General features: G+C 72.2%; 19 protein-coding genes and 1 pseudogene. 7 read left to right on the forward strand and 13 right to left on the reverse strand.

What is annotated here, in order from left to right; translation table 11 throughout:
- Nucleotides 1–36: 36 nt before the first annotated feature.
- The 3 genes from ACZ55A_RS08500 to ACZ55A_RS08510 all read right to left on the reverse strand — a co-directional run bounded on the left by ACZ55A_RS08500 (nucleotide 37) and on the right by ACZ55A_RS08510 (nucleotide 2,076).
- Complete coding sequence (locus tag ACZ55A_RS08500; protein ID WP_468836136.1) at nucleotides 37–945, reverse strand: arginase family protein; 909 nt, start codon at nucleotides 943–945, stop codon at nucleotides 37–39.
- 139 nt (nucleotides 946–1,084) lie between these two features.
- Nucleotides 1,085–1,462 (reverse strand): glyoxalase superfamily protein, encoded by a 378-nt coding sequence (locus ACZ55A_RS08505; protein WP_468836138.1) that lies wholly within the window; start codon nucleotides 1,460–1,462, stop codon nucleotides 1,085–1,087.
- A 62-nt stretch (nucleotides 1,463–1,524) separates the two neighbouring features.
- Nucleotides 1,525–2,076, reverse strand: a complete 552-nt coding sequence (locus ACZ55A_RS08510) for a GNAT family N-acetyltransferase (protein ID WP_468836140.1) — start codon at nucleotides 2,074–2,076, stop codon at nucleotides 1,525–1,527.
- Between the two features lie 155 nt (nucleotides 2,077–2,231).
- Between ACZ55A_RS08510 and ACZ55A_RS08515 the strand changes: the two genes are divergently transcribed.
- Entirely contained in the window at nucleotides 2,232–4,262 is a 2,031-nt protein-coding gene (locus tag ACZ55A_RS08515; protein WP_468836143.1) for a S8 family serine peptidase, read from the forward strand.
- Between the two features lie 85 nt (nucleotides 4,263–4,347).
- Here the strand turns inward: ACZ55A_RS08515 and ACZ55A_RS08520 are convergent, their stop codons facing one another.
- A complete protein-coding gene (locus tag ACZ55A_RS08520) occupies nucleotides 4,348–5,238 on the reverse strand; it encodes a DUF2867 domain-containing protein (protein ID WP_468836145.1) in 891 nt (296 codons plus the stop codon).
- A 46-nt stretch (nucleotides 5,239–5,284) separates the two neighbouring features.
- Here ACZ55A_RS08520 and ACZ55A_RS08525 point away from each other — a divergent pair, with 46 nt between their 5' ends.
- The 3 genes and pseudogenes from ACZ55A_RS08525 (at nucleotide 5,285) to ACZ55A_RS08535 (ending at nucleotide 7,499) form a co-directional block, all read left to right on the forward strand.
- Nucleotides 5,285–5,902 (forward strand): TetR/AcrR family transcriptional regulator, encoded by a 618-nt coding sequence (locus tag ACZ55A_RS08525; protein ID WP_468836148.1) that lies wholly within the window; start codon nucleotides 5,285–5,287, stop codon nucleotides 5,900–5,902.
- A gap of 180 nt (nucleotides 5,903–6,082) precedes the next feature.
- Nucleotides 6,083–7,269, forward strand: a pseudogene (locus ACZ55A_RS08530) (cytochrome P450).
- A gap of 35 nt (nucleotides 7,270–7,304) precedes the next feature.
- Nucleotides 7,305–7,499: a ferredoxin gene (locus tag ACZ55A_RS08535; RefSeq protein ID WP_468836150.1), complete on the forward strand. Its 195-nt coding sequence runs from the start codon at nucleotides 7,305–7,307 to the stop codon at nucleotides 7,497–7,499.
- A gap of 109 nt (nucleotides 7,500–7,608) precedes the next feature.
- On the opposite strand, the gene ACZ55A_RS08540 is transcribed toward ACZ55A_RS08535, so the two are convergent.
- The 5 genes from ACZ55A_RS08540 to ACZ55A_RS08560 form a co-directional block, all read right to left on the reverse strand.
- Nucleotides 7,609–9,426: a CocE/NonD family hydrolase gene (locus ACZ55A_RS08540; RefSeq protein WP_468836153.1), complete on the reverse strand. Its 1,818-nt coding sequence runs from the start codon at nucleotides 9,424–9,426 to the stop codon at nucleotides 7,609–7,611.
- A gap of 176 nt (nucleotides 9,427–9,602) precedes the next feature.
- Nucleotides 9,603–10,544: a S66 peptidase family protein gene (locus ACZ55A_RS08545; protein ID WP_468836156.1), complete on the reverse strand. Its 942-nt coding sequence runs from the start codon at nucleotides 10,542–10,544 to the stop codon at nucleotides 9,603–9,605.
- Nucleotides 10,541–12,568 carry a S9 family peptidase gene (locus ACZ55A_RS08550; protein WP_468836158.1) on the reverse strand — a complete coding sequence of 676 codons (2,028 nt, stop codon included), beginning with the start codon at nucleotides 12,566–12,568 and terminating at the stop codon, nucleotides 10,541–10,543. The genes ACZ55A_RS08545 and ACZ55A_RS08550 overlap by 4 nt, the downstream gene beginning before the upstream one ends.
- Before the next feature lie 46 nt (nucleotides 12,569–12,614).
- Nucleotides 12,615–13,976: a M20/M25/M40 family metallo-hydrolase gene (locus ACZ55A_RS08555; RefSeq protein WP_468836161.1), complete on the reverse strand. Its 1,362-nt coding sequence runs from the start codon at nucleotides 13,974–13,976 to the stop codon at nucleotides 12,615–12,617.
- A complete protein-coding gene (locus tag ACZ55A_RS08560) occupies nucleotides 13,969–14,802 on the reverse strand; it encodes a M55 family metallopeptidase (protein WP_468836633.1) in 834 nt (277 codons plus the stop codon). The genes ACZ55A_RS08555 and ACZ55A_RS08560 overlap by 8 nt, the downstream gene beginning before the upstream one ends.
- A gap of 359 nt (nucleotides 14,803–15,161) precedes the next feature.
- Between ACZ55A_RS08560 and ACZ55A_RS08565 the strand changes: the two genes are divergently transcribed.
- The 3 genes from ACZ55A_RS08565 to ACZ55A_RS08575 all read left to right on the forward strand — a co-directional run bounded on the left by ACZ55A_RS08565 (nucleotide 15,162) and on the right by ACZ55A_RS08575 (nucleotide 18,138).
- Nucleotides 15,162–16,046 carry a helix-turn-helix domain-containing protein gene (locus ACZ55A_RS08565; protein ID WP_468836163.1) on the forward strand — a complete coding sequence of 295 codons (885 nt, stop codon included), beginning with the start codon at nucleotides 15,162–15,164 and terminating at the stop codon, nucleotides 16,044–16,046.
- Between the two features lie 149 nt (nucleotides 16,047–16,195).
- Complete coding sequence (locus ACZ55A_RS08570) at nucleotides 16,196–17,071, forward strand: serine hydrolase (RefSeq protein WP_468836166.1); 876 nt, start codon at nucleotides 16,196–16,198, stop codon at nucleotides 17,069–17,071.
- 191 nt (nucleotides 17,072–17,262) lie between these two features.
- The gene (locus ACZ55A_RS08575) at nucleotides 17,263–18,138 is read left to right on the forward strand and encodes a class I SAM-dependent methyltransferase (RefSeq protein ID WP_468836168.1); all 876 of its coding nucleotides are present in this window, start codon (nucleotides 17,263–17,265) and stop codon (nucleotides 18,136–18,138) included.
- Here ACZ55A_RS08575 and ACZ55A_RS08580 read toward each other — a convergent pair.
- The 4 genes from ACZ55A_RS08580 to ACZ55A_RS08595 form a co-directional block, all read right to left on the reverse strand.
- A complete protein-coding gene (locus tag ACZ55A_RS08580; RefSeq protein ID WP_468836171.1) occupies nucleotides 18,108–18,974 on the reverse strand; it encodes a class I SAM-dependent methyltransferase in 867 nt (288 codons plus the stop codon). The two genes, ACZ55A_RS08575 and ACZ55A_RS08580, sit on opposite strands and share 31 nt — an antisense overlap.
- A 10-nt stretch (nucleotides 18,975–18,984) precedes the next feature.
- Nucleotides 18,985–19,857, reverse strand: a complete 873-nt coding sequence (locus tag ACZ55A_RS08585) for an alpha/beta fold hydrolase (protein WP_468836173.1) — start codon at nucleotides 19,855–19,857, stop codon at nucleotides 18,985–18,987.
- 41 nt (nucleotides 19,858–19,898) lie between these two features.
- Nucleotides 19,899–22,436 carry a SpoIIE family protein phosphatase gene (locus ACZ55A_RS08590; protein ID WP_468836175.1) on the reverse strand — a complete coding sequence of 846 codons (2,538 nt, stop codon included), beginning with the start codon at nucleotides 22,434–22,436 and terminating at the stop codon, nucleotides 19,899–19,901.
- Nucleotides 22,437–22,586: 150 nt separating this feature from the next.
- Nucleotides 22,587–25,256 carry an MFS transporter gene (locus ACZ55A_RS08595; protein WP_468836177.1) on the reverse strand — a complete coding sequence of 890 codons (2,670 nt, stop codon included), beginning with the start codon at nucleotides 25,254–25,256 and terminating at the stop codon, nucleotides 22,587–22,589.
- Nucleotides 25,257–25,316: the final 60 nt, after the last annotated feature.

The following is a 25,316-nucleotide window of genomic DNA, read 5'->3' on the forward strand; positions in this document are numbered from 1 at the left end:
GCCGGTCTGCACAGGGCCTCTTGCGGCCGGGCGGGGTCAGGGTTGCGCAAAGACGTCCTCAAGGAGCCCGGCGAGCAGGGCGGCGCCCTCCCCTTCCGGGTCGCGGTCCGGGTCGTAGATGGCGACGGTGATGCCGGTGCAGCGCGGTGCGGCAGCCAACGGGCCGAGCAGCGCGCGCAGTTCGTCGGTCAGCAGGCCGTCCGGGTCGGGACTGTCGACGGCCGGCATGACCGAAGGGTCGAGGACGTCCGCGTCGAGATGGATCCAGAAGCCGTCGAGCGCGGGGGTCTGGAGGTGGGTGAGCGCCTCGCGGGCGACCGTGTCCGGGCCGCGCCGCCGGATCGCGCCGACCGGTGTGTGGCTGATGCCGAGCGCCGCGAACTCCTCCTGGTCCTCGTCCGCGTCGCGGATCCCCAGCACGCTCACGTCCTCGTCGCGGACGTACGGCCGCAGCCCGTCGATGTCCGTGAGATCGGCCTGTCCCCGCCCGGTGATCTGCGCGACGCCCTCCCCGGCCGCGGCTCCCAACGGCCCCGATACGGCCACGTTCCCCGGATGCCGGAAGTCGCCGTGCCCGTCCAGATAGGCCACGCCGTAGCGCCCGAGCCGCCGCAGCCCGAGGACGGCTCCCAGCAGGATGCTGCAATCCCCGCCGAGCACCACCGGGAAGTCGCCGCCGCGTACATGGTCCTCGACGCGGGTGGCCAGTTTGCGGGTGTACGCGCCGAGGGCCGCGGCGTTGAAATCCCCGTCCACCCCCTCCCGCCACTCCCCCAGGTCGTAGCGCGGCGGCACCACCACCCCGCCCTCCAGCGCCCCGAGGCGGCGCAGCAGCCCCTGCTCACGCAGGGCACCGGCGAGCTTGTAGCAGCCGGGGACGGTGCCGGGCGCGGGCGGGCGCAGGCCGAGGTTGGACGGGGCATCGATGAGGACGGTGCGACGCATAGGAAGATCGTCACACGGGCCGCCGGAAAATGCGGAGGTTCCGCAAGATTCATCGGCATACCCTGGCGATCCGGCCAACTGGCTTGTGCAGAACGGAAGTCCGTACCGATGGCGACGACCCGGCAAACCGTCAGCGCCGTCAGGACCCGGCCGGGCCCGGCTCGTTGAAGCGCAGCTGGTTGCCGAAGGGGTCGGTGAGGGTGAGGCAGGTCCCGGTCTCGTCGCGCTCCAGGCCGGGGCGCAGATACGGATAGCGCTTGCCGGCCAGTTCGGCGTGGAGCGCGCGCACCCCGGTCAGCTCCATGTGAACCGTGGAGCCGGGGGTCGCATCGCCGTGGTGCTCGGACAGGTGCAGGACGAGCCCGCCGCGCGAGACCTGGGTGTAGAGCGGCATACCGGGCTCGAAGCGGTGCTCCCAGTCGACGGTACAGCCGAGGTAGTCGACGTAGAACTCATGGGCCTTGGCCACGTCGAAGATCCGGAAGACCGGCGCGGTGCGGTGGAAGACGATGTCCATGGCCGCCATCCCATCACGTCGCTCTCGCCTCACGCCGCCCTCACAGCGCAATCGGCGTCGCCTCACCCCGCCCCGCCCGGAAACATCTCGCTGGTGATCGCCCACCGTTCGTGGTCGCGCCAGGCGCCGTCGATGAAGAGGAAGTCCGGGGAGAAGCCCTCCAGGCGGAAGCCGGCCCGTTTGGCCAGGGCGATCGACTGTTCGTTGGCCGGCTGGATGTTGACCTCCAGGCGGTGCAGACCCAGCCGGGTGAAGGCGTGGTGCAGTACAAGGCGCAGGCCCTCGCTCATCAGGCCGCGGCCGGCCGCGTGGGCGAAGGCGCCGTAGCCGATCGCGCCGCAGCGGAAGGCGCCGTGCACGATGTTGTTGATCGTGAGGTAGCCGGCGATCCGGCCGTCGTCGAGTTCGCAGATCAAGAAGCCTTCGCGGGACGGCTCCTGGAGCCTTTGCAGATAGCCGTCGTACGCGGCGTCGTCGGCCGGCGGGAAGAGCCACGGCCGGTGCAGCTCCGCGCTCTCCCGCGCGGCGGTGGTGAACTCGTCCCGGTCGGCGGCGGTGAAGTGGCGGATGCCGACCCGTGGGCCTTGAGCCAGGTAGCGGTCGCTGGTCGTCATCGGCAGATGGTACGGAGCGGCGGCGGTGGCCTGCCAGTGATCGGCCGGGTCGCCCTGTTCCGCGGGCGGAGCACACCGGCCACGCCTGTGACGGATCGCGCCCATCCGATGACAAAGTGTGATCATTCGTCCCCGTGTGACCCCAGGAGTCCGTTATGGCCCGTATCACCATTAATGGCATCACCATGGACCCATTGGTCCAGTCCGCGGAGCTGGCCAGTGCCTCACTGGTCTCGGAGGACGCCTCCGCGTCCAACTACCTGCTCGTACAGACCACACATGTGCCCACCGCCGAGGAGCGGGAGCAGCTCGCGGCGCTCGGCGTGGAGATCCACGAATACGTTCCGGAGAGCACCTATCTGTGCGGCTACCGGCCTTCAGACCTGGAGGCCGTACGCGAGCTGCCCTTCGTGACCTGGGCGGATGTGTATCTCAAGGGGTTCAAGATCGCGCCGTCGCTGCGTTCGGCCCGGATGCGGCCGGCCGTCGCCGTCCTGGCCGATCCCCTTGCGGGTGCCGGCGGGCCCGACACCCGTACGGTCGATGTCGTCGTCCATGACGATGTCGACGCCGGGGCGGACGGTGTGCAGCAGCGGATCGCCCGGGCCGCGGGCTCCCAACCCGAGGCGGTCGAGGCGAACGGGCACAAGGTGCGCATGACGGTCCGGGAACAGGACCTGGCCGCGCTGGCCTCCCTCGACGAGGTCCGGCATGTGGAGGAGGTCCCCAAGGCGGTGCTGTACAACACCGTCGCCGGAAAGCTGATGAATGCCCAGGTATCCGTCAACGGCACCAAGTTTCGAGGAAAGGGCCAGGTCGTGGCCGTCGCCGACACCGGCTTCGACCGCGGTTCCACGACGAATGTGCACCCCGCCTTCACCGGCCGGGTCAAGCGCCTGACCGCCTTCGGCCGTACCAACCCCAATAGGACGGACGACCCCGACGGGCACGGAACCCACGTGGCGGGCTCGGTCCTCGGCGACGGGACATCGGCGTCCATGGGCGGTCCCATCACGGGCACGGCGCCCGAGGCGACGCTGGTCCTCCAGTCCCTCCTGGACGACTTCGGCGGACTCGGCGGCATCCCGTCCGATCTGCGGGATCTTTTCGAGCCGCCCTTCCGCGACGACGGGGCACGGATCCACACCAACTCGTGGGGGCCCAAAGACCCGGGCCTTCCGTATGGCACCACCGGTGGCGAGGTCGACAAGATGGTCTGGGACCACAAGGACCTCGTCATCCTCTTCGCCGCGGGCAATGACGGCCGCGACCAGAACCGGGACGGCCGTATCGACGAGGGAGCAGTCAGTGGGTGGACAGGGGCCAAGAACTGCATCACCGTGGGCGCCAGCGAAGGCAAGCGCCCCGACATTCCCAAAACCTATGGCCAGCTGAGCTTCGCCCGGTTCGGCGTGAACCCGATCCGCGACGACCCGATGGCGAACAACCCGGCCGGGATGGCAGCCTTCAGCAGCCGCGGACCGACCCGGGAGGGCCGTATCAAGCCGGACGTCGTCGCGCCCGGAACCTCGATCCTGTCGACGCACTCGCGGGTGGCGCCCACCGACGTACGCTTCGGTGTCTCCTCGGACCCCGATTTCTTCTTTGAATCCGGCACCAGCATGGCCACCCCTCTGGTCGCGGGCTGTGTGGCGGTGCTGCGCGAGACCCTGGTGAACAACGGCACCCCCAAGCCGAGCGCCGCGCTCATCAAGGCCATGCTGATCAACGGAGCGGGCGAACTTCCCGGCCAGTACAACCCCAGCGAGGCGGGCCCCTCCCCGAACAACAGCTCCGGCTTCGGGCGCGTCAACCTCGAACGGTCCATCATCATCCCTGGTAACGCCGACGAGGCGGGCTTCGCCGACGAGGCGGAGCTGGAGCAGGACGAGGAACGCGCGTTCAACATCGCCATCCCGAGTCAGGGCGATCACACGCTGAAGATCACCCTGGTCTGGACGGACCCGCCCGGAGCGGCCCTGCAGAACGACCTCGACCTCATCGTCCGCGCCGGTGGTCAGGAACGCCACGGCAACATGGGCACGGGGCCGGGATTCGACCGCGTCAACAACGTTGAGCAGGTCAACTGGAAGACGATTCCCGCCGGGAACGCCGAGATCGTCGTGCGGGCGCACCGGATCACTCGGTTTGCTCAGCCGTACGCGGTTGCCTGGCGCGTCTCCTGACCCGTACCGGCCCCATACCGGCGCGTCCAGCAAGGTCGCCGCCGAGCGCCGCCCAGGCCTGCTCCGTCCCCGAATGCGCCCCCGCTCAGACCCGCGCCGCCTCGCGCTCCGCCGCGCTCGGTGCGGCCAGCGCCAGCCGGCGGTGGAAACGGCGCAGCATCAGCCGGGCCATGTACGGGTGGACTTGGCGCACGACGGCGAAGTAGAGCCGGCCCGCCGTGTTGTGGAGGCGGACGACCGTACCGAGGGTGACCTGGCCGTCCGCGACGAGGATCGAGGCGCGGAAGTCCAGGTGCCCGGCGTCCCGGCCGAGCAGGATCTCACCGCCCGCGCGCCCCATGACGGGGAAGGACGCACCGGGAAACACCCCCTCCCAGGCCTCCGGTTCGCGCGGCATGCCCGGCAGCAGCTCCATCTGCCAGGCGTCCTGGAAGTCGGGGCGGGAGAAGGCCTGGTGCGCCAGCCGGGCGGCGGCGGGGAGCTCGACGGCCTTGGGGCGGTCCCACAGCAGGCGGTTGAGAAGCCGGACGAGGGGCCTGCGGCGGACCGGTGCCAGGACCCGGCCGGTGGCGGCCCTTTCGATGTTGTCGAAGATCTCCTCGACGACCGTGCCGTGCACGGCGCGCACCGCCAGCGACCACGTAAGCCGACCGGTGAACGTCAGGCGGCTCTCCAGTACGTGTTCCACCCGGCAGTGGTCCGGTCCCACCGGCCGCACGGTGATCTCGTGCCAGCCGTGACCGTCCGTGAAGTCGAAGCGGATACGGCGGCCCGGCTCGTAGGCGGCGACGCGGTAGCGGACGGGTCCGTGCCCGCCGTCGGCGCCGACGCCGAGCGGCCGGTCGAAGCGCATCGCCGGCCACACGGGGGTGGGGAAGAGCGGATCACGGTCGCCGCCCAGCCGGTCGAGCAGGGCGCCGACGGCCTCGGCAGGGGCCGCGACGGTGCGGGCATGGACGTCTCGGACGGTACTCACAAGGGCACCTCCATACGGTTGCGTATGTTTGACCATACGGTAGCGTATGGGTATGGCACGACAGCGGGCGAGGGAGACCGGCGGCAGCGGCGCGCGACAGCGACTGACCGCCCAGGACTGGGCCGATGCGGCCCTGGCGGCGATCGGCGAGGGCGGGCTCGCGGCGGTGGCCGTGGAGCCGCTGGCCGCCCGGCTGGGCACCACCAAGGGCAGCTTCTACTGGCACTTCGCCAATCGGGACGCGCTGATCGAGGCCGCGCTGGAGCGCTGGGAAGAGCTCGGCACGGAGGCCGTGATCACCGAGATCGAGGCCGAGCCCGACCCCGGCAAGCGGCTGCGCCGACTGCTGCTGCGGGCCACCGAGCGGGCCGCCGAGGACCCCCTGGAGCTGGCCCTGCTGGCCACCGCGGCACAGCCCCGGGTCGCCGCCGTGCTCGCCCGGGTGACCGACCGGCGGATCGGCTATGTCGCCTCGCTCTTCGCGGAGTTGGGCTTCCCCGAGGACGAGGCGCGACGGCGCGGCCTGCTCGCGTACACCGCCTACCTCGGGCACGCCCAGCTGGGGCACGCGGTCCCCCAGATCCTGCCGGCCGGCGCCGCACGCGAGCGCTATCTCGACGGGGTGATCGACACCCTGATGCACCCCTGCGATAGCGCCCAGTAGGGCCATGAAGGTACTCAACTCGGCCGATTTTCCACCAAGTTGGCCGATCTCCGGGTAGACGGGCCCGAGGCCCTCGACGTGAAGTGGAGATCAGCGCGGCCAATACGGCGCGCTTCAGCATTGACAACTCAACACACGGGGGCTTCGAGTCCACTCGAACCCCCCGCACGGGAGGAATTCGTGACCGAAGCCATCCCCTACTTCCAGGACCGCACCTGCCCCTACCACCCCCCGTCCGGCTATCAGCCGCTGCGCGAGGCGGGCCCGCTGACGCACGTCACCTTCTACGACGGCCGCAAGGTATGGGCGGTGACCGGCCACGCCGAGGCCCGGGCGCTCCTGAGCGACCAGCGGCTCTCCGCCGACCGGCAGAATCCGGCCTTCCCGATACCCGTCGAGCGCTTCGAGGCGATCCGCCGGGTGCGGCCCCACTGATCGGGGTGGACGACCCGGAGCACAACACCCAGCGCCGGATGCTGATCCCCAGCTTCAGCACCAAGCGGGTCGCCGCACTGCGGCCGGAGATCCAGCGGATCGTCGACGAGCTGCTCGACCGGATGCTGGCCCAGGGCCCGCCCGCCGAGCTGGTCTCCGCGTTCGCGCTGCCGGTGCCCTCGATGGTGATCTGTTCGCTGCTCGGCGTCCCGTACTCCGACCACGAGTTCTTCGAGGGGGCCTCGCGCCGCATGCTGCAAGGGCGGACAGCCGCGGAGGCGGAGGAAGCCAGCCTCGAACTGGAGCGGTACTTCGCCGGACTGATCGCCGACAAGGTGAAGAAGCCGGGCGACGGGCTGCTGGACGAACTGATCCAGGACCGGTTGCAGTCCGGTGCCCTGGAACACGACGAGCTGGTCCGGCTCACGATGATCCTGCTGGTGGCCGGCCATGAGACCACCGCGAACATGATCTCGCTCGGCACCTTCACCCTCCTCGAACACCCCGAGCAACTGGCGCAGTTGAAGGCCGAGGAGAGCCTGATACCGGCCGCCGTGGAGGAGCTGCTGCGGTTCCTGTCCATCGCCGACGGCATGCTGCGGGTGGCGAAGGAGGACATCGAGATCGGCGGGGTGCTGATCCGCGCCGATGACGGGGTGCTGTTCCCCACCTCCCTGATCAACCGGGACGACACCGCCTATCCGTCGCCGGACCGGCTGGACCTGCGCCGCTCCGCCCGCCACCACGTCGCGTTCGGCTTCGGGATCCACCAGTGCCTGGGGCAGAACCTCGCCCGGGCGGAGATGGAGATCGCTCTGCGCTCCCTGTTCACCAGGATTCCGGATCTGCGACTCGCCGTGCCGGCTGCCGAGATTCCCTTCAAGCCGGGGGACACTCTGCAAGGAATGATCGAACTGCCGTTGGCCTGGTAGCGGTCATGACGGCGGACGAACGAAAGGGGTCCGGGATGCGGATCACCATCGACACAGATGTCTGTATCGGCGCCGGTCAGTGCGCCCTGACGGCTCCTGGGGTGTTCACCCAGGACGACGACGGCTTCAGCGCGCTGCTGCCCGGCCGTGAGGACGGCGCGGGCGACCCGCTGGTACGGGAGGCCGCCCGCGCCTGCCCGGTACAGGCCATCTCGGTCGACGAGGCCTGAGCCACCCCCTCCGCGGACGGTTCGGACGATGCCCGCGGCCCCCTCGGCCGCCGGCGCACCCGGCCCGTTCCGCCCTTGACTCCTGTCCCTACGGCATCCACCTCATCCGCTACCGCAACACCCCTTCGGTGACGGGGAGTTCGAGGACCCCGGTGTCCTCGGGCGCGCTGGTGACCGTCACCCGCTTCACACCGCGATTGCCCGCATAGGCGTCGTCACTCGCGGCGAGCACGAAGCGCAGTCGGTGCCCCGGCTCGTACCGGTGCACGATGCCCGGCAGTTCCACGGTGAACCGCCGGGTCACATCGGGCACCCGGGCCGGGGCCACCAACCGGTGCACCAGCGTCTGCCGGCCGTCCGGCGCGACGTCGTAGAGCTTGGCGAAGACCACGAGGCGGTAGGCCGCGTCGGCGGAGTTCTGCACCCGCTCGGCCCCCGGCGAGACCACCCGCAGCGTCACCCTGGGCGCACCCACCACCTCCACCGGCCGGCCGGTCACCGGCCGGGACGTCCAGTCCGCGAAGGTGCCGCCGGCGTCGTACGGCGCCGGGTCGGCCAGGCCCAGCATCCCGGAGAGCGAGCTCTCCGAATGGCTCGTCGCGAACCGCAGATTGCGGTACGTACGGCTGCCGCGCGCCACCTCGCCGCGGTGGCCGACCAGCTGGCCGTCGCCGGAGAGGTACAGCCGCTGCCTGCTCTCCGGCAGGCCCGACGAGGTGCCGTACGCGGACCCGCCGGTCACCCAGTCCCGGTAGTACGCGAAGGCCGGTCCGGTGCCGGTCGCCGTCCGGTGGTGCAGATACCGCCCGAACCAGGCGAGGATCCGCCGTCCGACGTAACTGGTCTCCAGGTTGCCCCGGGCCAGGTCGAGTTCGCCCTTCGCGGGCTTCTTCATCCCGCCGCTGTGCCCCCATGACTGCCAGATCATCCTGGCCGGGGTGCCCTGTGCGGTGAGCGTGCGATAGGTGGCGGTGGCCTCGTTGAGGTTGAAGAGGGTGTCGGCCTGGCCCTGGATCAGCAGCGTCGGCGCCTTGACCGCCTTCAGGTACGAGACCGGGGAGACGCTGCGCGCATAGCGGAGCACCGCGCGGGTCCGCTCGGCCGGGTAGCGCCCCGAGTCCAGCAGCCGCTTGGTGGCACAGGCCGGTGCGGCGAAGTGCAGACAGCCGGCGCCGCCGGCCCGTGACCGGTCCAGGTCCGGGTGCAGCAGCCCCTGCGCCTCGCCGAGCAGGAAGAACCCGTTGGTCCACTGCCACTTGTATGCGCCGGGCAGCGGTCCGCCGCTGCCCTGGGTACGGACGGCGTTGTTGGGGTCGAGGGAGTAGACGAGGTCGTGCCAGGTGATCAGCGGGACCAGTGCGTCGACGCGGTGGTCGACGGCGGCGGTGGCCAGCTGGATCGCCCCGCCGTAGGACCCGCCGATCATGCCGACCCGTGGGTCGTGGCCGCCGTCCTTGGTGACGTAGTCGATACGGGTGCCGTTGTCGGCCGTCCGGCTGCCGGCCAGCAGATCGAGCAGTTGACGCGCCGCCCGGCCGTCGATGCCGGGGTCGTCGAGGGTGATCGGGCAGCCGGTCCGGCCGAAGCCGAGGCCGGAGTAGGCCAGCGCCACATAGCCGCGGGCGGCGAAGGCCTTGGCGAGCCCGGCGGTCGCGGCGTCGGCCTTGCTGCCGCCGAAACCGTTGGTGGTCAGCACGGCGGGCGCCGGGTGCCCGGCATCGGCACCGGCCGGGCGGTAGACGTCGGTGTCCAGGGTGCAGTGGCGCGCTCCGGCGCGGACGGTGACCTTCAGGGCGGTGACGGTGTACGGGGCGGTGGCCGCCGTCGTGGGGGCGGTCAGGACGGGGGCGACGAGAGCACCGGCGGCCAGCAGCGCGAGGGAGGTGCGGCGCCGGGCGCGGGGCACTGCTCGGGGTTCGCTGGACACCAGGACCTCCACAGGGACACGTCGTACCAACCGGTCGGCAGCGGCGCGCTCATGGTGTGATGTGCGTCACGGCCGTGTCAACGCGCCCGGCGCAAGCCTCTGATAGGACGTCAGTTCAGTACCGCTCCCCGGACGGTGCGGGGGCACACCGCGCAAATGGAACGGCCTGCCGGGCCTCAGTCGAGGGCCGGGACGGTGAAGGTCAGCGTGCCGGCCGTGGCGTCCAGCTCCGCGGCGATCCCCAGCGGAACGGTCAGCGCACTGTCCCCGTGACCGAAGCCGAACTCCTCGGCCACCGGCACCCCCAGCCCGCCCAGCCGGTCCACCAGCACCTCCCGCACCCGCTCGTACGGACCGCACCGCGCCCAGGAGCCGAGGACGATCCCGGCCACACCGTCCAGCCAGCCGGCCCGCAGGAGTTGGGTGAGCGCACGGTCGATGCGGTACGGCGGCTCCCCGACGTCCTCCAGCAGGAGCAGACCGCCCGCCGTACCGGGTCTGGCCTGCGGGGTGCCCAGCTCGCTGGCGAGCATGGCGAGGCATCCCCCGACGGTGACGCCCTGGGCACGGCCCGGCACCAGCGGGCGGGACGAGGCCGAGGCGAGGGTACGGACGGACTCCGGCGCGAAGAGCGTACGGCGCAGCTGCTCGCGGGTGGCGTCGTCCTTGAGGAAGACCTCGCCCGCGACCGCCGGGCCGTGCAGGGTGGAGACCCCGGCGCGCACCGCGAACGCCTCGTGCAGCACCGTCACATCGCTGAACCCGATCAGGGGCTTGGGCGTCGCGGCCCGGAGGGCGTCCCAGTCCAGCAGGTCGACCATCCGCTGGGCGCCGTAACCGCCGCGCGCCGCGAAGACGGCCTTGACGGACGGATCGCACCAGGCGTCCTGGAGGTCACGGGCCCGGTCCTGGTCAGGGGCCGCGAGATGGTCCAAGGTGCCGTGGGTGCCCAGGACATGGGGTGCGGCGACCGGGTCGAGGTCCCAGCCGCGCAGCACATCCAGCCCGCGGTCCAGCCGCTCCGGCACGATCGGGCCGCTGGGGGCGAGCACCACCACCCGGTCGCCGGGCCGCAGTCGCGGCGGCCGGCGCAGCGGTGCGGCCGGCACGGCGGTCATCGGCGCAGCTCCAGTGCCGGGACGTCCTCGCGGCGGAAGCCGAAGGTCTGGGCGTAGAGGGAGAGTTCGGCCTCCAGCGCGCGGATGAGGGTGTCCGCGCGGCGGAAGCCGTGGCCCTCGCCGGGGAAGGACAGATAGGCGTGCGGTATACCGCGCCCGGCGACCTCGGCGAGGAAGCGTTCGCACTGGGCCGGCGGGCAGATCACATCGTCCAGGCCCTGGAGCAGCAGGAACGGGGCGGTGATCCGGTCCGCGTGGTGCAGCGGCGAACGCTCGCGGTAGCGCTCGGGCACCTCGGCGAACGGGCCGACCAGGGACTCCAGGTACTGCGACTCGAAGTCATGGGTCCCGCCGGTCGCCCAGCCGGCCAGATCCAGGACCGGGTAGCTGATGGTGCCGCAGGCGTAGAGGTCGGTGGCGGTCAGCGAGACGGCGGTGGTCCAGCCGCCGGCGCTGCCGCCGCGGATGGCGAGCCGGGCGCGGTCGGCGGTGCCCTCGTCGGCGAGCGCCCGGGCCACGGCCGCGCAGTCCTCGACGTCCACCACGCCCCACTGTCCGCGCAGCCGCTCGCGGTAGGCGCGGCCGTAGCCGGTCGAGCCGCCGTAGTTGACCTCGGCGACGCCGATGCCCCGGGAGGTGAAGTAGGCGATCTCCAGGTCGAGCACGAGCGGGGCGCGGCCGGTGGGGCCGCCGTGCGCCCACACCACGAAGGGCGGCAACTCGCCCTCGGGCGCGGTGAATGCGGGGCTGTGCGGCGGATGGACATGGGCGTGGATGTCCCGCCCGTCGGGGCCGGTGAAGGTGCGGTGCCGCGGCCGGGGGTAGTAGGCCGGGTCCAGCGCGTCGGTGTGCCGGCAGGCGATCGCCCGGGCGCGTCCGGTGCAGGTGTCCAGCTCGACGATCTCGTACGAGCGGTGCGGTCCGGCGGCGATGCCGAGGACCCGGCTGCCGTGGACGGCGAGGGTGGGCGCCCACTCCGTCCAGGGACCCGCCGCGTCGACGAGTTCACCGCTGACCGGGTCGAGGATGCCGAGGGAGGTGGTGCCGCGGCCGTGGATCACCGCGAGGGTGCCGTCCTCCAGCGGCAGGAACCAGCGCTGTCCGACGTTCCACAGCGGACCGCCGAACTCCTCTTCCCGGGCGGGGCACAGCGCACGGCTCGCCACCACCCCGTCCGCCTCCGCACCGGGGTCGATGCGCTGCACCTCCCACCAGCCGCTGAGATCCGAGACGAACAGCAGCGAGCCGTCGGCGGCCCACTCGATCTGGGCGATGGACTCCTCGCTCCCGCCGTCACCGGCGCCGGGTCCCGGTGCGCCGACGAGCGGCCGGACGTCCGCGAACTCCCCCTTGCCGGGCTCGATCCGGGCCAGCATCACCACGGTGGCGTCCCAGGGCATATGGGGGTGGTCCCAGGCGATCCAGGCGGCCCTGAGCCCGTCCGGCGAGATCCGCGGACCGGTGACGAACCGGTGCCGGTCGTCGCTCAACTCCCTTACGGCAGCGCGGCGTTCGGCTGCCGATCCGTCGAGCGGCACGGCCGCGATCACCCGCCGGACGTCCGTCGGCCGGTCGCCGGTGAACTCCTCCAGGACGCACCACACCTCGCCGAGTTCCGGGCGCAGCACCGGATCGGCCCAGCGCAGTCCGTCGCCGACAGCGGAGAGCGGGGTGAGCGGGCGGGGCGGGGCATCGCGGTCCGGCTCATAGGCGTAGAGCCGCTGGTCGGCGAAGTCGCTGAAGACGACCAGCGGGCCGTCCCCGGTGACCGCGCCGGCCCAGGGCTGGCCGCCGTACTCCAGCACCCGGCTGCGGACGTTCCAGGGGGCGGGCAGCACCGACTCGACGGTGCCGTCCGGACGCCGGCGGACCAGCGCCCGCCGGCCGCCCTCGGCGGGCCGCGGTTCGGTCCACCACACCTCGTCGCCGACCACGCCGAGGAAGGCCGGCCGGCCGTCGTGCGCGGCGACCGTCCGGGCGTCGACCGGGGACGCCCAGGTGCCGTAGGGAGCGGTGGTGAGCATGCGTGCAGTTCCTCTCGTCCGCCGGCCGGGCCGGGCGTCCTCCTCGTCAGGCCGTGCGCAGGAAGTGGTCGAGCACCCGGACGCCGAAGTGCAGCCCCTCGACCGGTACCCGCTCGTCCACCCCGTGGAAGAGCGCCTGGTAGTCGAAGCCCTCGGGCAGTTTGAGCGGTGAGAAGCCGTAGCCGGTGATGCCCAGCCGGGAGAACTGCTTGGCGTCCGTGCCGCCGGACATGCAGTACGGCACGACATGGCCGTCCGGGTCGAAGCGCTCGATCGCGGCCCGCATCGCGGCGAAGGCCGGGGAGTCGACCGGGGCCTCCAGGGCGGTCTCGGCGTGGTGGTAGTCCCAGCTGACGTCGGGCCCGGTGAGCTCGTCCAGGGTCGTACGGAACTCCGCCTCGCCGCCGGGGACCACCCGGCCGTCGATATGGGCGACCGCCGAGCCCGGGATCACATTGACCTTGTAACCGGCGGACAGCATCGTCGGGTTGGCGCTGTTGCGAACCGTCGGCCGGACAAGTCCGGCGGCCGGGCCGAGCCTGCGGAGCAGCGCATCGACGTCGAGGCCTGGCGAGTCGACGTCCACGTCGATGGCGTGCAGCGCGGCGAGTTCGCGGAGCGCGGCCCGTACGGTCGGGGTGAGCCGGACCGGCCACTCGTAGGCTCCGATCCGGGCCACGGCGGCCGCGAGCCGGCTGACGGCGTTCTCGGTGTTGACCTTCGAGCCGTGTCCGGCCCGGCCCCGGGCGGTCAGCTTCAGCCAGGCCGTACCGCGCTCCCCCGCCGCGACCGGGTACAGCCGCTTCCCGCCGGCGTGGAAGGTGAATGCGCCGGACTCGCTGATGCCTTCGGTGCAGCCGTCGAAGAGGCCGGCGTGCCGGTCGGCCAGGAAGCCCGAGCCGTCGACGGCGCTGGCCTCCTCATCGGCGGTGAAGGCCAGCACGAGGTCCCGCCGGGGCCGTACTCCGCTGCGCGCCCACTGCCGTACGGTCGCCAGCACCATGGCGTCCATGTTCTTCATGTCGATGGCGCCCCGGCCCCAGACCACCCCGTCGCGGACCTCGCCGGAGAAGGGGTGCACGCTCCAGTCGGCGGGCTCGGCGGGCACCACGTCCAGATGGCCGTGGACCAGCAGGGCATCGGCCGCGGGATCGGTGCCCTCGATCCGGGCGACCACATTCGTCCGGCCCTTGCTGCGTTCCAGCAGCACCGGTTCGAGGCCGGCCCCGGCCAGCCGCTCGGCGACGTACTCGGCGGCCGGCCGTTCCTGGCAGGCGCCGTCACCGGCGTTGCTGGTGTCGATCCGGATCAGCTCGGAGGTGAAGCGGACCACCTCGTCCAGCGCCTGCTGGTCCGGTCCGGCACCGGGTCCGGCGCCGGGCTCCGCGGCCTTTGCGACCTCAGCCATACTCTTCCTCCACGGCCGATGACACGACGGTGGTGACCGTCTTGAAGCACCGGATGGCTTCGTACATGTTCTGACTGGTATACGCGACGCGACGTTCCCCGCTGCGCTCCACGCCGGGCACACAGGTCGCGGCGCCCACCAGATGCTCGGCGTCGAACTCCAACTCGAAGCGGAACGGGCCCTGCCGCGCCGGTTCATGACGGACCGCCAGCGCCGCACCCTTGCAGGCCGCGGCCCGGATGTCGGCGGCGGTACGTGCCGGTGGCCGGCAGACCGCCGCATAGCGCGAGACATAGTCCTTGACCGCCACCGCGGGCGCCTGCGGGGCGTAGCCCCGTGCGTCCTGGCAGGTGCGGTCGTCACCGGTGACCAGCACCACGGGCACGCCGTACTCGGCCACCACAAGGGAGTTGAGGTGGCCCTCGCTCGCGCGGGTGCCGTCGACCCAGACGCCGGTGAGCGAGTTGGCGAGGTAGGTGTGCGCGAGGACGCCCTCGGTGCCGGCCCCGGTGTGGTAGCCGACGAAGGCGATGCCGTCGACGTCGCCGTGCTGGACACCCTCGACCATGCTCAGCGACTTGTGCTTGCCGGTGAGCATCTGCGCCCGCTCGTCGAGCTGTTCCAGCAGCAGATTGCGCATCGACCAGTGCGCCTCGTTGACCAGCACCTCGTCGGCGCCGCCGTCGAAGAAGCCGGCGATCGCCGCATTCACGTCGGACGTGAACATGGGGCGGCAGCGCTCCCACTGTGGCGTACCGGGCAGCACGTCCGCCGGCCAGGTCACGCCGGTGGCGCCCTCCATGTCGGCGGAGATGAGGATCTTCACATTCACCAGTCCTATCGCAGCTAGGAGGTGGTACGCACGATTCCCGACAACACTCGTTCACAACAGTTTCGAGGCGTCGAACGTACTCCCCACCCTAGGCAGACCCTTAGACATGACGCCCCGTCCAGCAGCCTCCAGGACCGCTCCGTTGGCCCGCAACACCGCCGCGCTGACGGCGAGAAGAGCCTGGAACGTTCGTGTGGCGCAGCATCCCACACAGTTTCTGTCGCAAAGCGGAAGGACTTCCGCCAGTATTCTGACCGGGTACCGACAGACATCTGTCAGCTGCCGACGGCACTTGCCAGGTGAGGTAGAACATCCCGGACCGGCCTCCCACAGGATGAGACAGAGGCAGAAATATGAGCAAAGCAGTCAACGGCGTCTGGTTAACGCAGCCCGATGGCGTGCGGCCCGACAGCGACGACGAACACCTCTCCCGCCTGACCGAGCTGATCGCGCAATCTCTTTGCGAGCGCAATCCGCGCTTCCGGGAACTCCTCGAACACGGCGCCCACGCCCAGGTCACCCGGCTGATCGCGGACGTACTGCGCAGCGGCCGCCCCCTGCCCGAGACCGTGCGTGCGGTCATGCTGCGCACCGACACCGACATCCACCTCGTTGCGTCCGCGCTCGGCGACTGCCTCGTCAGCGCGCCGGACGAAGCACCCGGCCTGCTGATCCCCGGCGAGCTCGCCGAGGGCCCCGAAGGCCGGGCCCGGCTCAAGGGCGTACTGCGCCATCGGGCCGCCGCGGTCGGGCACGCCGTACCGGCGCAGGACGCCGCCGCGTCCGCACGCGCCGCATCGCAGCTGCTGGACCTGGCGGCCGTGCACGACGGTCCCGAGGCCGGAGTGATGTTCGTCGACGATCACCTCTCCTCCCTCGTCCTCCTCCAGGACGAGTCACTGGCCCGCACCTTGATCGCCCGCCGCCTCCGCCCCCTCGCGGGGCTGTCGCCGGAGCGCTGCGAGCGTCTGGAGGCCACCCTGCTGGCGTGGCTGGGCGGGATGGGGGCGCCGGAGGTGGCCAAGGCGCTGAGCATCCATCCGCAGACCGTGCGCTACCGGATGCGACAGCTGGAGAAGCTGTTCGGCGCCCGGCTGCGCGATCCACGGACCCGCTTCGAGATCGAGATGGCGCTGCGCAGCCGGCGACTGATCGCGAGCGCCCGCCACCGGCGCGCGGCCGTGGACCGCCGCCGCCGGACCGTCCCCAGGCAGCGCCGCCCGCTGCCACGGCCCTAGGGGGTGTCTCCCGCCAGAAGCGCTGGAAAACGCCGGGTCCGGGCCGGTCCGGTTTGGCGAATCTCACACAGCGACCAGCCCCCCAAATACGGACAAAGCGCCCTGCTCTTCCGGGGTGACCGCAGCCGTGCCACGTATCGTCCACTTTCATGCACGGAACACGCATATCGACCTGGACGCGGCGCGGGCTGGCCGCGGCCGTGGCTGCCGGATCGCTGCTCACGGTGCTCACCACGGCCACCTCGGCCTCGGCCAGCACCGCCAGCACGCCGGTGAACGGCGCACAGGTCGTATGCACCTCGAAGAAGCCGGGCCTGGCCCCCGCGCTCTCCCACGACCTCGCCGAAGCCCTCGACGACCGTCCGGGCGCCTCGGCGCTGGCCGTCTACGACCGGCGCACCGGGACGCACTGCGAGTTCAAGGCGGGCTCCCACTTCGACTCGGCGAGTGTGGTGAAGGTCACGGTGCTCGGAGCACTGCTGCGGCAGGCCGAGGAGACGCACCGCAAGCTGACGCCGCACGAGGTCAAGCTGACCACCGCCATGATCACCAAGTCCGACAACGCCGCGACCTCCACGCTGTGGCACCGGCTCGGTCCCGGCGCGGTCCAGCACTTCCTCACCCTGGCCGAGATGCGGCACACCGTCCCCGGCCGGGGCGGCGCCTGGGGCCTCACCCAGATCACCGCCACCGACCAGCTCACGCTGATGCAGCTGCTCACGACGGACAACCCCGTGCTCGCCCCGGCCTCCCGCGGCTACGCCCTCGACCTGATGCACCGGGTCGCCCCCGACCAGCGCTGGGGAGCCCCCGCCGGCGCCCCGGCCGACGCGACCGTGCACGTCAAGAACGGCTGGCTGCCGCGGAAGACCCACGGCTGGCGGGTGAACAGCGTCGGCACCTTCACCGGCCACGGCCACGACTACGGCATGGCCGTGCTCTCCACCGGAAGCCGGACCATGCACGACGGGGTGGCGACCGTCGAGAGCGCCGCCCGGGTCATACACCGCGACCTCCGGCGCTGACACCCACCACTCCCCTTAGGGGGTGTCTCCCTCTAGCACCGAAGTCCCCCTGACGGGCGCCCCGTTGCCCTCCGCTCTGGACAACTGACGGGCGCCGTAAGGACATTTACCGCGGTACGACTATGCACTCGCCCGAGTGACCGGCACGTCGATCGCCCCCACGGGCCACGGAACGGCGATATCAACGCCGCATGAGCGAGGCAGACCTCACGGGAGTTCCCGAAACGGCGTTGTGGACCCTCTACCACCGGGCCGCCGAGGCCGCCCGCCCCGACACGGTGCTGCCCGACCCCCGTGCCGTACAGCTCGTCGCCGGGATGGACTTCCCCTTCCGGGAGCGGCTGGGCGCCGTCCGCCCCTGGGTGGCACAGGCCATGGCGCTGCGCGCCCTCGGGTTCGACCGCGTGGTACGCGACTTCCTCGCCGCCCGCCCGGACGGCACGGTGATCGCACTCGGCGAGGGCCTGGAGACCCAGTTCTGGCGGGTGGACAACGGCCGCGCCCAGTGGGTCAGCGTCGATCTGAGCGGCCCGTTGGCGGTGCGGGGGCGCGTACTGCCCCACGGCGCGCGGCAGCGGCTCGTCGTCGGCGATGTGCGCGACAGCGACTGGCTGGCGGGCATCGATGCCTCCCACGGGGTCCTGGTGACCGCCCAGGGTCTGCTGATGTATCTGCAACGCGCACAGGCGACCCGGCTGATCGCCGCCTGCGCCGAGGCCTTCCCCGGCGGCACGATGGTGTTCGACACCGTCTCGCGGCGCTTCAGCGCCCGGACCCGCGCCGGCGCCAAGGGGCCCGGCGGCCACCGCCTGCCCCCGATGGCCTGGGGCATGGACGCGCACGAACGGGATCTGCTGCGCGCCGCCCATCCGGCGATCATCGATGTGGCCGACGTCCCGCTCCCGGCGGGCCGCGGCGTCCTCGGCTACCTCGCGCCCCGCGCCGGGACCCTGCCGCTGCTCCGCGGCGACCGCCCACTCATCACCCGGCTGCGGTTCCGGACCGGCCGGCCTCCCGGAGAAACGCCCCCACCCGCTCACCGCTCCGCTCCGGACACCCGCCGTTGAGCGCCCGGGACGCCTCCGGCCGCACCTCCACCGTGGCGTTGCGGGGCGTCCGCGCCCGTGCCGTGGCCTTCGCCGGATCGTGCGCGAGGCTCCTCCCGCGCCGCTCCCCCACACTGTCCGGCCGCCCCCGCCACCACCCAGTTCGTCGGCAGCGCGATCCGCGCCCCGTCCGTGGCGAACTCATTGGTGTACAGCGGAAGTTGTCCGCCGTCGACGACCCGCAAGCCGAACGCCGTCAGCAGTTCGGGGACCTCCGTATCGGCCATCTCCCCGGGCGCGATGCCGTGCGCGAGGACCGCCCGCAGCTTCGCCGGCGGGCCGCCGGGGCGCTGGGCCAGCGACCTCAGGACGTCCTTGGCCGACTCGGCCGGCTCGACGGCGAAGACCCGGCCCCGGGAGCCGAGCAGGACGGCGATATGGGCCACGATCCGGGCGCGGTCCTCGGGGGTGCACTGGTGCAGTACGCCCCGTAGATAGATGTTGGCGTCGCCCAGTTCGCCGTGCAGCGCGTCGATCGCCACCTTGTCGGTGGCGTCCAGCGCCCGGAATTCGGCCGCGCCCCGCGGGCCCTCGGCCCGTGCGCGCCCGATCGCCGCCGGGGAGAGGTCGATGCCGAGGGTTCGCGGGCAGCGGCCCGCCAGCCAGCGGGTCTGGGTGCCGTTGCCGCAGCCCAGATCGACCAGCGGCAGCCCGGCGTCGAAGTGCGGTGCGAAGTAACGGAGATGGAGCTCGGCGGTCAGCGAGGGCTCGGCGTCCCAGAAGACCCCGCCCCGGCCGGCCGGCGCATCGCGCCAGAAGCCTTCCCATGCCTGCCCAGCGCGGTTCCATGCGGTCATGGCCCCATTGCTACGCCCGCGGATGATCGCCCGCAAGGGCGCCCTGGGCGAGGAAGGCCGCCACGGTCCCCGAGAAGCGGGCGGGGTCGTCGAGCCAGGGGAAGTGGCCGGCGGACGGCTGGACGGTCAGTTCGGCCCTGGGGAACAGTGCCGCGATATCGGCGGCGATACGGGGCAGCGGGCCGCTGTCCCACTCGCCCGCGAGGAGCAGGACCCGGGCGTCCAGTGCGGCGAGGGCGGCGCGGGCCGCGGCAGGGGCGAAGGCGCCCGGGGCGGCGTAGCGGTCCGCTGCCGGTTCGTTGGTCTGTGCCACCTCGGAGGCGGCGTGCGCCTGGGCGGCGGCGTCCCAACGGCCGTAGAAGAACGGGGCGGCGGCATCGAAGTCGGCGTCGGTCGCGGTGCCGGTCCAGAGGGCTTCAAAGGCGTCCCGCGCGGCCGTGAACCATGGCTCGGCGGTGCGCAGGGCGGCCGCCTCCCGGCGGTGTTCCAGGGTGAAGTCCACGCCCAGGGCGCGCGCCCGGGCGGTGATCAACGTGAGGGTGCGGAGGCGCTGCGGGTGCCGGACTGCGTAGAGGAGGGCGAGATCGCCGGCTGCGGAGTGCGCAAGCAGATCGATGCGCTCCAGGCCGAGGTGGGCGCGCAGCGCCTCGACATCGGCGACCTGCCGGTCGCAGCGGTAGGTCGCCGGATCGGCGGGGAGGCCGGAGTCGCCGGTGCCCCGCAGGTCGAGCAGGACCAGTCGGCGGTGCCGCGACAGGCCGCCGAGGTCCCCGAGGTAGGCGGACGCACGCATGGGCCCACCGGGGAGACAGACCAGCGGTTCGCCCTCCCCCACGAGGCGGTAGGCGAGTGGGGTTCCGTCGGGCGCGGTGAAGGCGGGCATGGCGCGATCCTTGTCACCGCCTGACGCCCACGGCAAGTGCTTTACGCCCGGGGCGGCCGCCCAGGTCCGGTGCGCCCGGTTCGCGGCGCACGCGGCAGCGACTGTTCGAACCAGACCGTCTTGCCGGAGGCCGTACGGCTGGTGCCCCACTCCCGCGCCAGCCGGCTCACCACCCGCAGCCCGCGGCCGTACTCGTCCTCGGGGCCCGCGCTCAGCAGCTGCGGCAGCGCATGGTCATCGTCCGAGACCTCGCACAGCAGCGCGTCGGTGCGCACCAGGCGCAGCACCACATGCTGGGTGTGCGCATGCCGTACGGCGTTGGTGACGACCTCGCTGACCAGCAGCCGAGCCGTCTCGACGGACGAGGCCAGCCCCCAATCGGTGAGCTGCCGGCCCACCAGCTCCCTGGCCCGGCCGACCGCTTCGGGTTCGATGGCCAGCCGCCATTCGGCGACCGCGTCCGGTGCGATGCCGTTGAGCCGCGCCATCAGCAGCGCCACATCGTCCTTGCGGTCGTCGGTGACGTTCAGCGCCCGGATGATGGCGTCGCAGGCGTCGTCCATGGAGGCCGCCGGGTGCGCGGCGGACTCGGCGAGCGCGGCGAGGCCCACCCCGATGTCCTTGCCGCGCACCTCCACCAGGCCGTCGGTGCACAGCACGAGACGGTCACCGGGCTCCACCGGCACCGTCACCGCCTCGAACGGCACCCCGCCCACCCCGATCGGCGCCCCCGTCGGCAGCTCCAGCAGCCGGCTGCGGCCGTCCGCGGCGCGCACCAGGACGGGCGGGACATGCCCGGCGTTGGCGAGCGTCAGCCGCCGGCCGATCGGGTCGTAGACCGCGTACAGACAGGTCGCGAGGTAGCCCTCGCCGAGCCGCTGGGCGAGGTCGTCCAGGCTGCGCAGCAGCTGCGCCGGGGGCAGGTCGATGGCCGCCATGGTCTGGACGGCTGTTCTCAACTGGCCCATCATCGCTGCGGAGTTGAGGCCGTGCCCCATCACGTCGCCGACGACGAGTGCGGTGCGGGAGCCGGGCAGCTTGATGGTGTCGAACCAGTCACCGCCGACCCGGCCGAGGCGGGTGCCCGGCAGATAGCGGGTGGCGGTGTCACAGCCGGCCATCCGCGGTGCGATCTGCGGCAGCATGCTGTCCTGGAGCGTTTCGGCGACGTTCTCCTGGTACGTGTACATCCGGGCGTTGTCGAGGACCAGCCCGGCCCGGGCGGCCAGTTCGGCGCCGGTCACCCGGTCCATGTCGTTGAACTCGGTACGCTCCGGGTGGCGCAGCAGGATCATGAAGCCCAGTACGACGTTGCGCGCCTTGAGCGGTACGACCAGCAAGGAGCGGCGGTTGATCAGCGGGCTGATGTCCCGCTTCTCGAACTGTGCCGCGATGGCGTTGCCCATCTCGTCGCTGATCCGCGGCACGAGGACGGGCTGCCCGGTGGTCATGCACTGGAAGAACGGGGTGTGGACGGGGAACGGCATGGACTCCCCGACCGGGACGACATCGTCCCAGCGCCCCGGCTCGTCGTTGTGCTCGACCGCGACGCGGTGCCACATCGTCGTGGCGTCCGGAGGCCCGTCGGGGAAGCCCTCACCCGCCAGGACCTGTTCGCGCAGGTACGTACCGGCGACATCGGTGAAGCGCGGTACGACGGCCGCGCTGACCTCCTGGATCGTCCGGGCCAGGTCGAGCGAGGAACCGATCCGCCCGCTGACCTCGTTGAGGAACTCCAGCCGCTCGCGGACCGCGGCGTATTCGAGGTCGGAGGCCAGCTCGGCGGCGGCCGCGGCGGCCGCCTGCGGGTCGTCCTCGACCGCGTTCGCCGTCCGCAGCAGCCGGGTGCGGCGCTCGACGCGGCGTGGTACGCCCCAGTCCGGGGTCACCGGGAAGCGCTGCTGCCGGCTGATCTCCAGTACGGGATAACCCAGTTCCAGTACCTGGGCGACGATCCGGGCGCTGTCCTGGGGGCTCATGCTCGGCAGGATCTCCGGCAGCCGGCGGGCGAGCTCCGCACCGCCGGGGAAATCGGTGTGCAACGCAAAGGCGGGCGCGAACCGCTCGCGCCCGCCACTGCCTTCACCCTGCTCGCCGTGCCCGCCCTGTTCTTCGTCCGCACCGTGCAACCGGCCGGCGTCCGCGGCGAGTACGAGGATCCGTCCGTCTCCGGGGCCGACCAGGGGGTAGGCCCACCACAGCAGGTCCACCGGCCCCGTTCCGCCGGTGGCCATCCGGGCCCGGCCGGCCGTGGGGTAGCCCGTATGGCCGCCCAACGAGGCCTCCAGACCGGGGCCGTCGGCTTCCCCGAGGCCGTCCGGAGGTCCACCCGCGAGTCCGTTCCACTCCCCGTCGCCGAGTGCGCCGGTGACCGGCAGCAGATCGACGGCGGGGGCGCCCACCGCCTCCTCGCGGGTGGGTCCTAAGAGTCTGCGGGCGCCGCTGCTCCAGTGGGAGATCCGGCCGTCCGCGTCCACCACCACGACGGCAAGCGGAATCCGTCCGGGCACCGCGCCCCGTGGCCCGGCCCCGCCGGGTGCCGCATCGGACCTGCCGGCGCCGTTCGACGGACGCTCCATGGGCGGCTGCTCCTTCGTACCCCGATCTTGCACCACCCCCACCACGGTACGGGCGCGCGGCGGTGCGGCGGGCGGCATTCCCGGAAGAGGCCGAACGGGTGGTCCGTCCGTCCATCGGGTCCGCCGGCCGCCGCGCCCGACGGTGTGCGCTCAGTCCTCGTGGCCCAACTGGAGGTCGCGTTCGGTACGCCCGCCGCCCGCCACCTGGAGGACGGTGGCCACCGGCGGGTATCCGGCGGCGATCACGGTGTACTCACCGGCCGACAGGTCCACGAAGCGGAACAGCCCGTCGGGTCCGGTGGTCGCGGTGTCAACGACATTGCCGGCGGCGTCCAGGAGGGTCACCCGGGCGTCCTCGACGGGCCGGCCGCCACCGGCCCGTACGGTGCCGCGCAGCACCGCACCGCCGGCGAGTTCGATGTCCTGCCGGGTCTCCCGGGCCGCCTGGACCGTGACGGGCAGCGCGGCCGGCCGGTACGCCGGGGCGCTGGAGGCCAGGGTGTACTCGCCGGCCACCAACTCCCCGATGACATAGCCGCCTTCGCGCCCGCTGCGGGTGGTCGCCACGACCTCGCCGCGTACGTCGGTGAGGGTGACCATGGCATCGCGTACGGGGGTGCCGTCGGCAGTCGTGACGGTGCCCGCGAGGCGTCCGGCGCCGCCGAGCACCACATCCAGCTCGACCGGGCGTTCGCCGACGGTGACGCTGACGGCCTGCGGCTGGTGCCCGCCGGCCGCCGCGATGAGCACATACGAGCCGACGCCCGGCGTGCTCAGCGCATACCGCCCGTCCTCGCCGGTGGCGCCGCGGCCGATCTGCCGGCCGGCGACATCGATCAGGGTGAGCGCGGCGCGGGGCACGATGGAGCCGTCATGGTGCTGGACGGTGCCGCAGACGGGGACGCCCGCGTGACCGGCGGCATGGGGGTTCGCCCGGGAGTAGGCGGAGCCGTTGAGACGGGAGTTCATGGCCGACGGGGCGGCGGCGGAGCGGGCCTGGGGCACGCCGGCGGTTTCGGCCGCGTCGCCGTACGGCGGATGCGAGGTCGGGGAGGCCTGGGAGGCGGGAGAGGCGTGGGACACCAGTGGGTTCTCTTTCAGGAAGAAGGCGAGCAGAAAGCCCAGGACGAGCACCGGCACGAGGTACAGGAAGATCCCCGGCATGGCATGTACATAGGCGGCGACATAGCTGTCGCGCAGCGAGGCGGGCAGCGCGCGCACCAGCTGCGGGGTGATCGACTCCGGGTCGGGCAGCCGGTCACCGAGCCGGTGGGCCAGCCGGTCGGCGAGGAGGGCGCCGAAGAGGGCCGTGCCGATGCTGCCGCCGAGGTGCCGGAAGCAGGTGTGGGCGCTGGTCGCGGTGGTGAGGTCGGAGCGGCGTACGGAGTTCCGCACGGCGAGCACCAGCACCGGCAGGACACCGCCGAGGCCGAGACCCAGGACGCCCGTCCAGAGGCTGAAGGCCTCGCGGGGGGTGTCGTGTTGCAGCCGGGTCAGCAGCCACATCCCCACCGCGGCCACCGCACAGCCGAGGACGGGGAGGATCTTGTAGTGCCCGGTGCGGCCGATCAGCCGGCCGGAGACGACGGACCCGAGCACGAGCCCGCTCGTCAACGGCAGCATCAGCAGCCCGGATTGGGTGGCCGAGGCACCGTCGGCCATCTGGAGGAAGGTCGGCAGATAGTTCGCGGTGCCGAAGAGCGCGAGTCCCACGGCGGCGCCGATCAGGCCGGTGACGTTGAAGACCGCGTCGCGGAACAGCCGTAGCGGGATGAGCGGTTCGGCGGCGAAGTACTCGACGGCGAGGAAGAGCAGTGCGGTGCCGAGCGCGCCGGCACCGAGTCCGAGGACGACCCGCGAGTTCCAGGCGTACTCGCTGCCGCCCCAACTCGCCAGCAGCACAACGCAGGTGGAGAACGCGGCGAGCAGCAGCGCCCCGGCGACGTCCAGTTTGCGGCGCCCGGTGGGCCGCGGCAGCTTGAGGGCGAAGGCGATGACGAGGAAGGCCAGCACGCCGCAGGGGACATTGAGGTAGAAGCACCAGCGCCAGGAGGCGTGGTCGGCGCAGAGCCCCCCGACGAGCGGCCCGGCCGCCGAGGCGAGCCCGAAGGCGGCGCCGAGCAGGCCCGTGGAGCGCCGGCGGGCCCGGGGCGGTACGACCTCGGCGAGGATCGCCTGCACGCCGATCATGAGCCCACCGCCGCCGATGCCCTGGACGGCCCGGAAGACGACCAGTTCGGCCATGGTGTGCGACCAGCCGGCCAGCACCGAGCCGACGGTGAAGACCAGGATCGCGAGGAGGAAGACCGGCTTGCGGCCGAAGAGATCGCCGAGCTTGCCGTACACCGGCAGGCCGAGCGCCGAGGCGAGGAGGTAGGAGGTGACCGCCCAGGACATCGCGCTCAGGCCGTGCAGCTCACCGACGATCTTCGGCAGCGCGGTGGCGACGACGGTCTGGCCGAGGGCCGCTAGCAGCATCGTCAGCAGCAGACCGGGAAGGACCATCCGAACGCGGCGCGGGACGGGCACCGATGCCCCGCCGTCCCCCGACCACTCATACCGCTCGGCCGCTTCGGCCCCACCACGAGGCCCCTCGAACCCCCCGGGCCCCTCGAACCCCCCGGGCCCCTCGAACTCCCCGGCCCCTTCAAACTTCCCGGGCCCCTCGAACTTCCCAGGCCCCTCGAACTTCCCAGGCCCCTCGAACCGGCCGGGCCCCTCGGACCTGCCGGGCCTGTCACCGACGGCCGGAGCCGTCGCCGCGCCGGATACGGGCAGACCGGTCCGCCCGGTCCGCTCGCTCAGAGTGGTCCCGCCCACGTGCTGCTCCCCTCGCCACGCCTGTTGCCGCCCAATTTCTCGCATTGGGCGACAACAGCG

It is taken from the genome of Streptomyces sp. NPDC034111 (assembly GCF_055575375.1).

What these genes read in the sequence shown, in the direction of transcription:
- ACZ55A_RS08500 (WP_468836136.1), bottom strand. Translation starts at nt 945, where the DNA reads ATGCGTCGCACCGTCCTCATCGATGCCCCGTCCAACCTCGGCCTGCGC.
- ACZ55A_RS08505 (WP_468836138.1), bottom strand. Translation starts at nt 1,462, where the DNA reads ATGGACATCGTCTTCCACCGCACCGCGCCGGTCTTCCGGATCTTCGAC.
- ACZ55A_RS08510 (WP_468836140.1), bottom strand. Translation starts at nt 2,076, where the DNA reads ATGACGACCAGCGACCGCTACCTGGCTCAAGGCCCACGGGTCGGCATC.
- ACZ55A_RS08515 (WP_468836143.1), top strand. Translation starts at nt 2,232, where the DNA reads ATGGCCCGTATCACCATTAATGGCATCACCATGGACCCATTGGTCCAG.
- ACZ55A_RS08525 (WP_468836148.1), top strand. Translation starts at nt 5,285, where the DNA reads ATGGGTATGGCACGACAGCGGGCGAGGGAGACCGGCGGCAGCGGCGCG.
- ACZ55A_RS08535 (WP_468836150.1), top strand. Translation starts at nt 7,305, where the DNA reads ATGCGGATCACCATCGACACAGATGTCTGTATCGGCGCCGGTCAGTGC.
- ACZ55A_RS08545 (WP_468836156.1), bottom strand. Translation starts at nt 10,544, where the DNA reads ATGACCGCCGTGCCGGCCGCACCGCTGCGCCGGCCGCCGCGACTGCGG.
- ACZ55A_RS08550 (WP_468836158.1), bottom strand. Translation starts at nt 12,568, where the DNA reads ATGCTCACCACCGCTCCCTACGGCACCTGGGCGTCCCCGGTCGACGCC.
- ACZ55A_RS08555 (WP_468836161.1), bottom strand. Translation starts at nt 13,976, where the DNA reads ATGGCTGAGGTCGCAAAGGCCGCGGAGCCCGGCGCCGGACCCGGTGCC.
- ACZ55A_RS08565 (WP_468836163.1), top strand. Translation starts at nt 15,162, where the DNA reads ATGAGCAAAGCAGTCAACGGCGTCTGGTTAACGCAGCCCGATGGCGTG.
- ACZ55A_RS08570 (WP_468836166.1), top strand. Translation starts at nt 16,196, where the DNA reads ATGCACGGAACACGCATATCGACCTGGACGCGGCGCGGGCTGGCCGCG.
- ACZ55A_RS08575 (WP_468836168.1), top strand. Translation starts at nt 17,263, where the DNA reads ATGAGCGAGGCAGACCTCACGGGAGTTCCCGAAACGGCGTTGTGGACC.
- ACZ55A_RS08580 (WP_468836171.1), bottom strand. Translation starts at nt 18,974, where the DNA reads ATGACCGCATGGAACCGCGCTGGGCAGGCATGGGAAGGCTTCTGGCGC.
- ACZ55A_RS08585 (WP_468836173.1), bottom strand. Translation starts at nt 19,857, where the DNA reads ATGCCCGCCTTCACCGCGCCCGACGGAACCCCACTCGCCTACCGCCTC.
- ACZ55A_RS08590 (WP_468836175.1), bottom strand. Translation starts at nt 22,436, where the DNA reads ATGGAGCGTCCGTCGAACGGCGCCGGCAGGTCCGATGCGGCACCCGGC.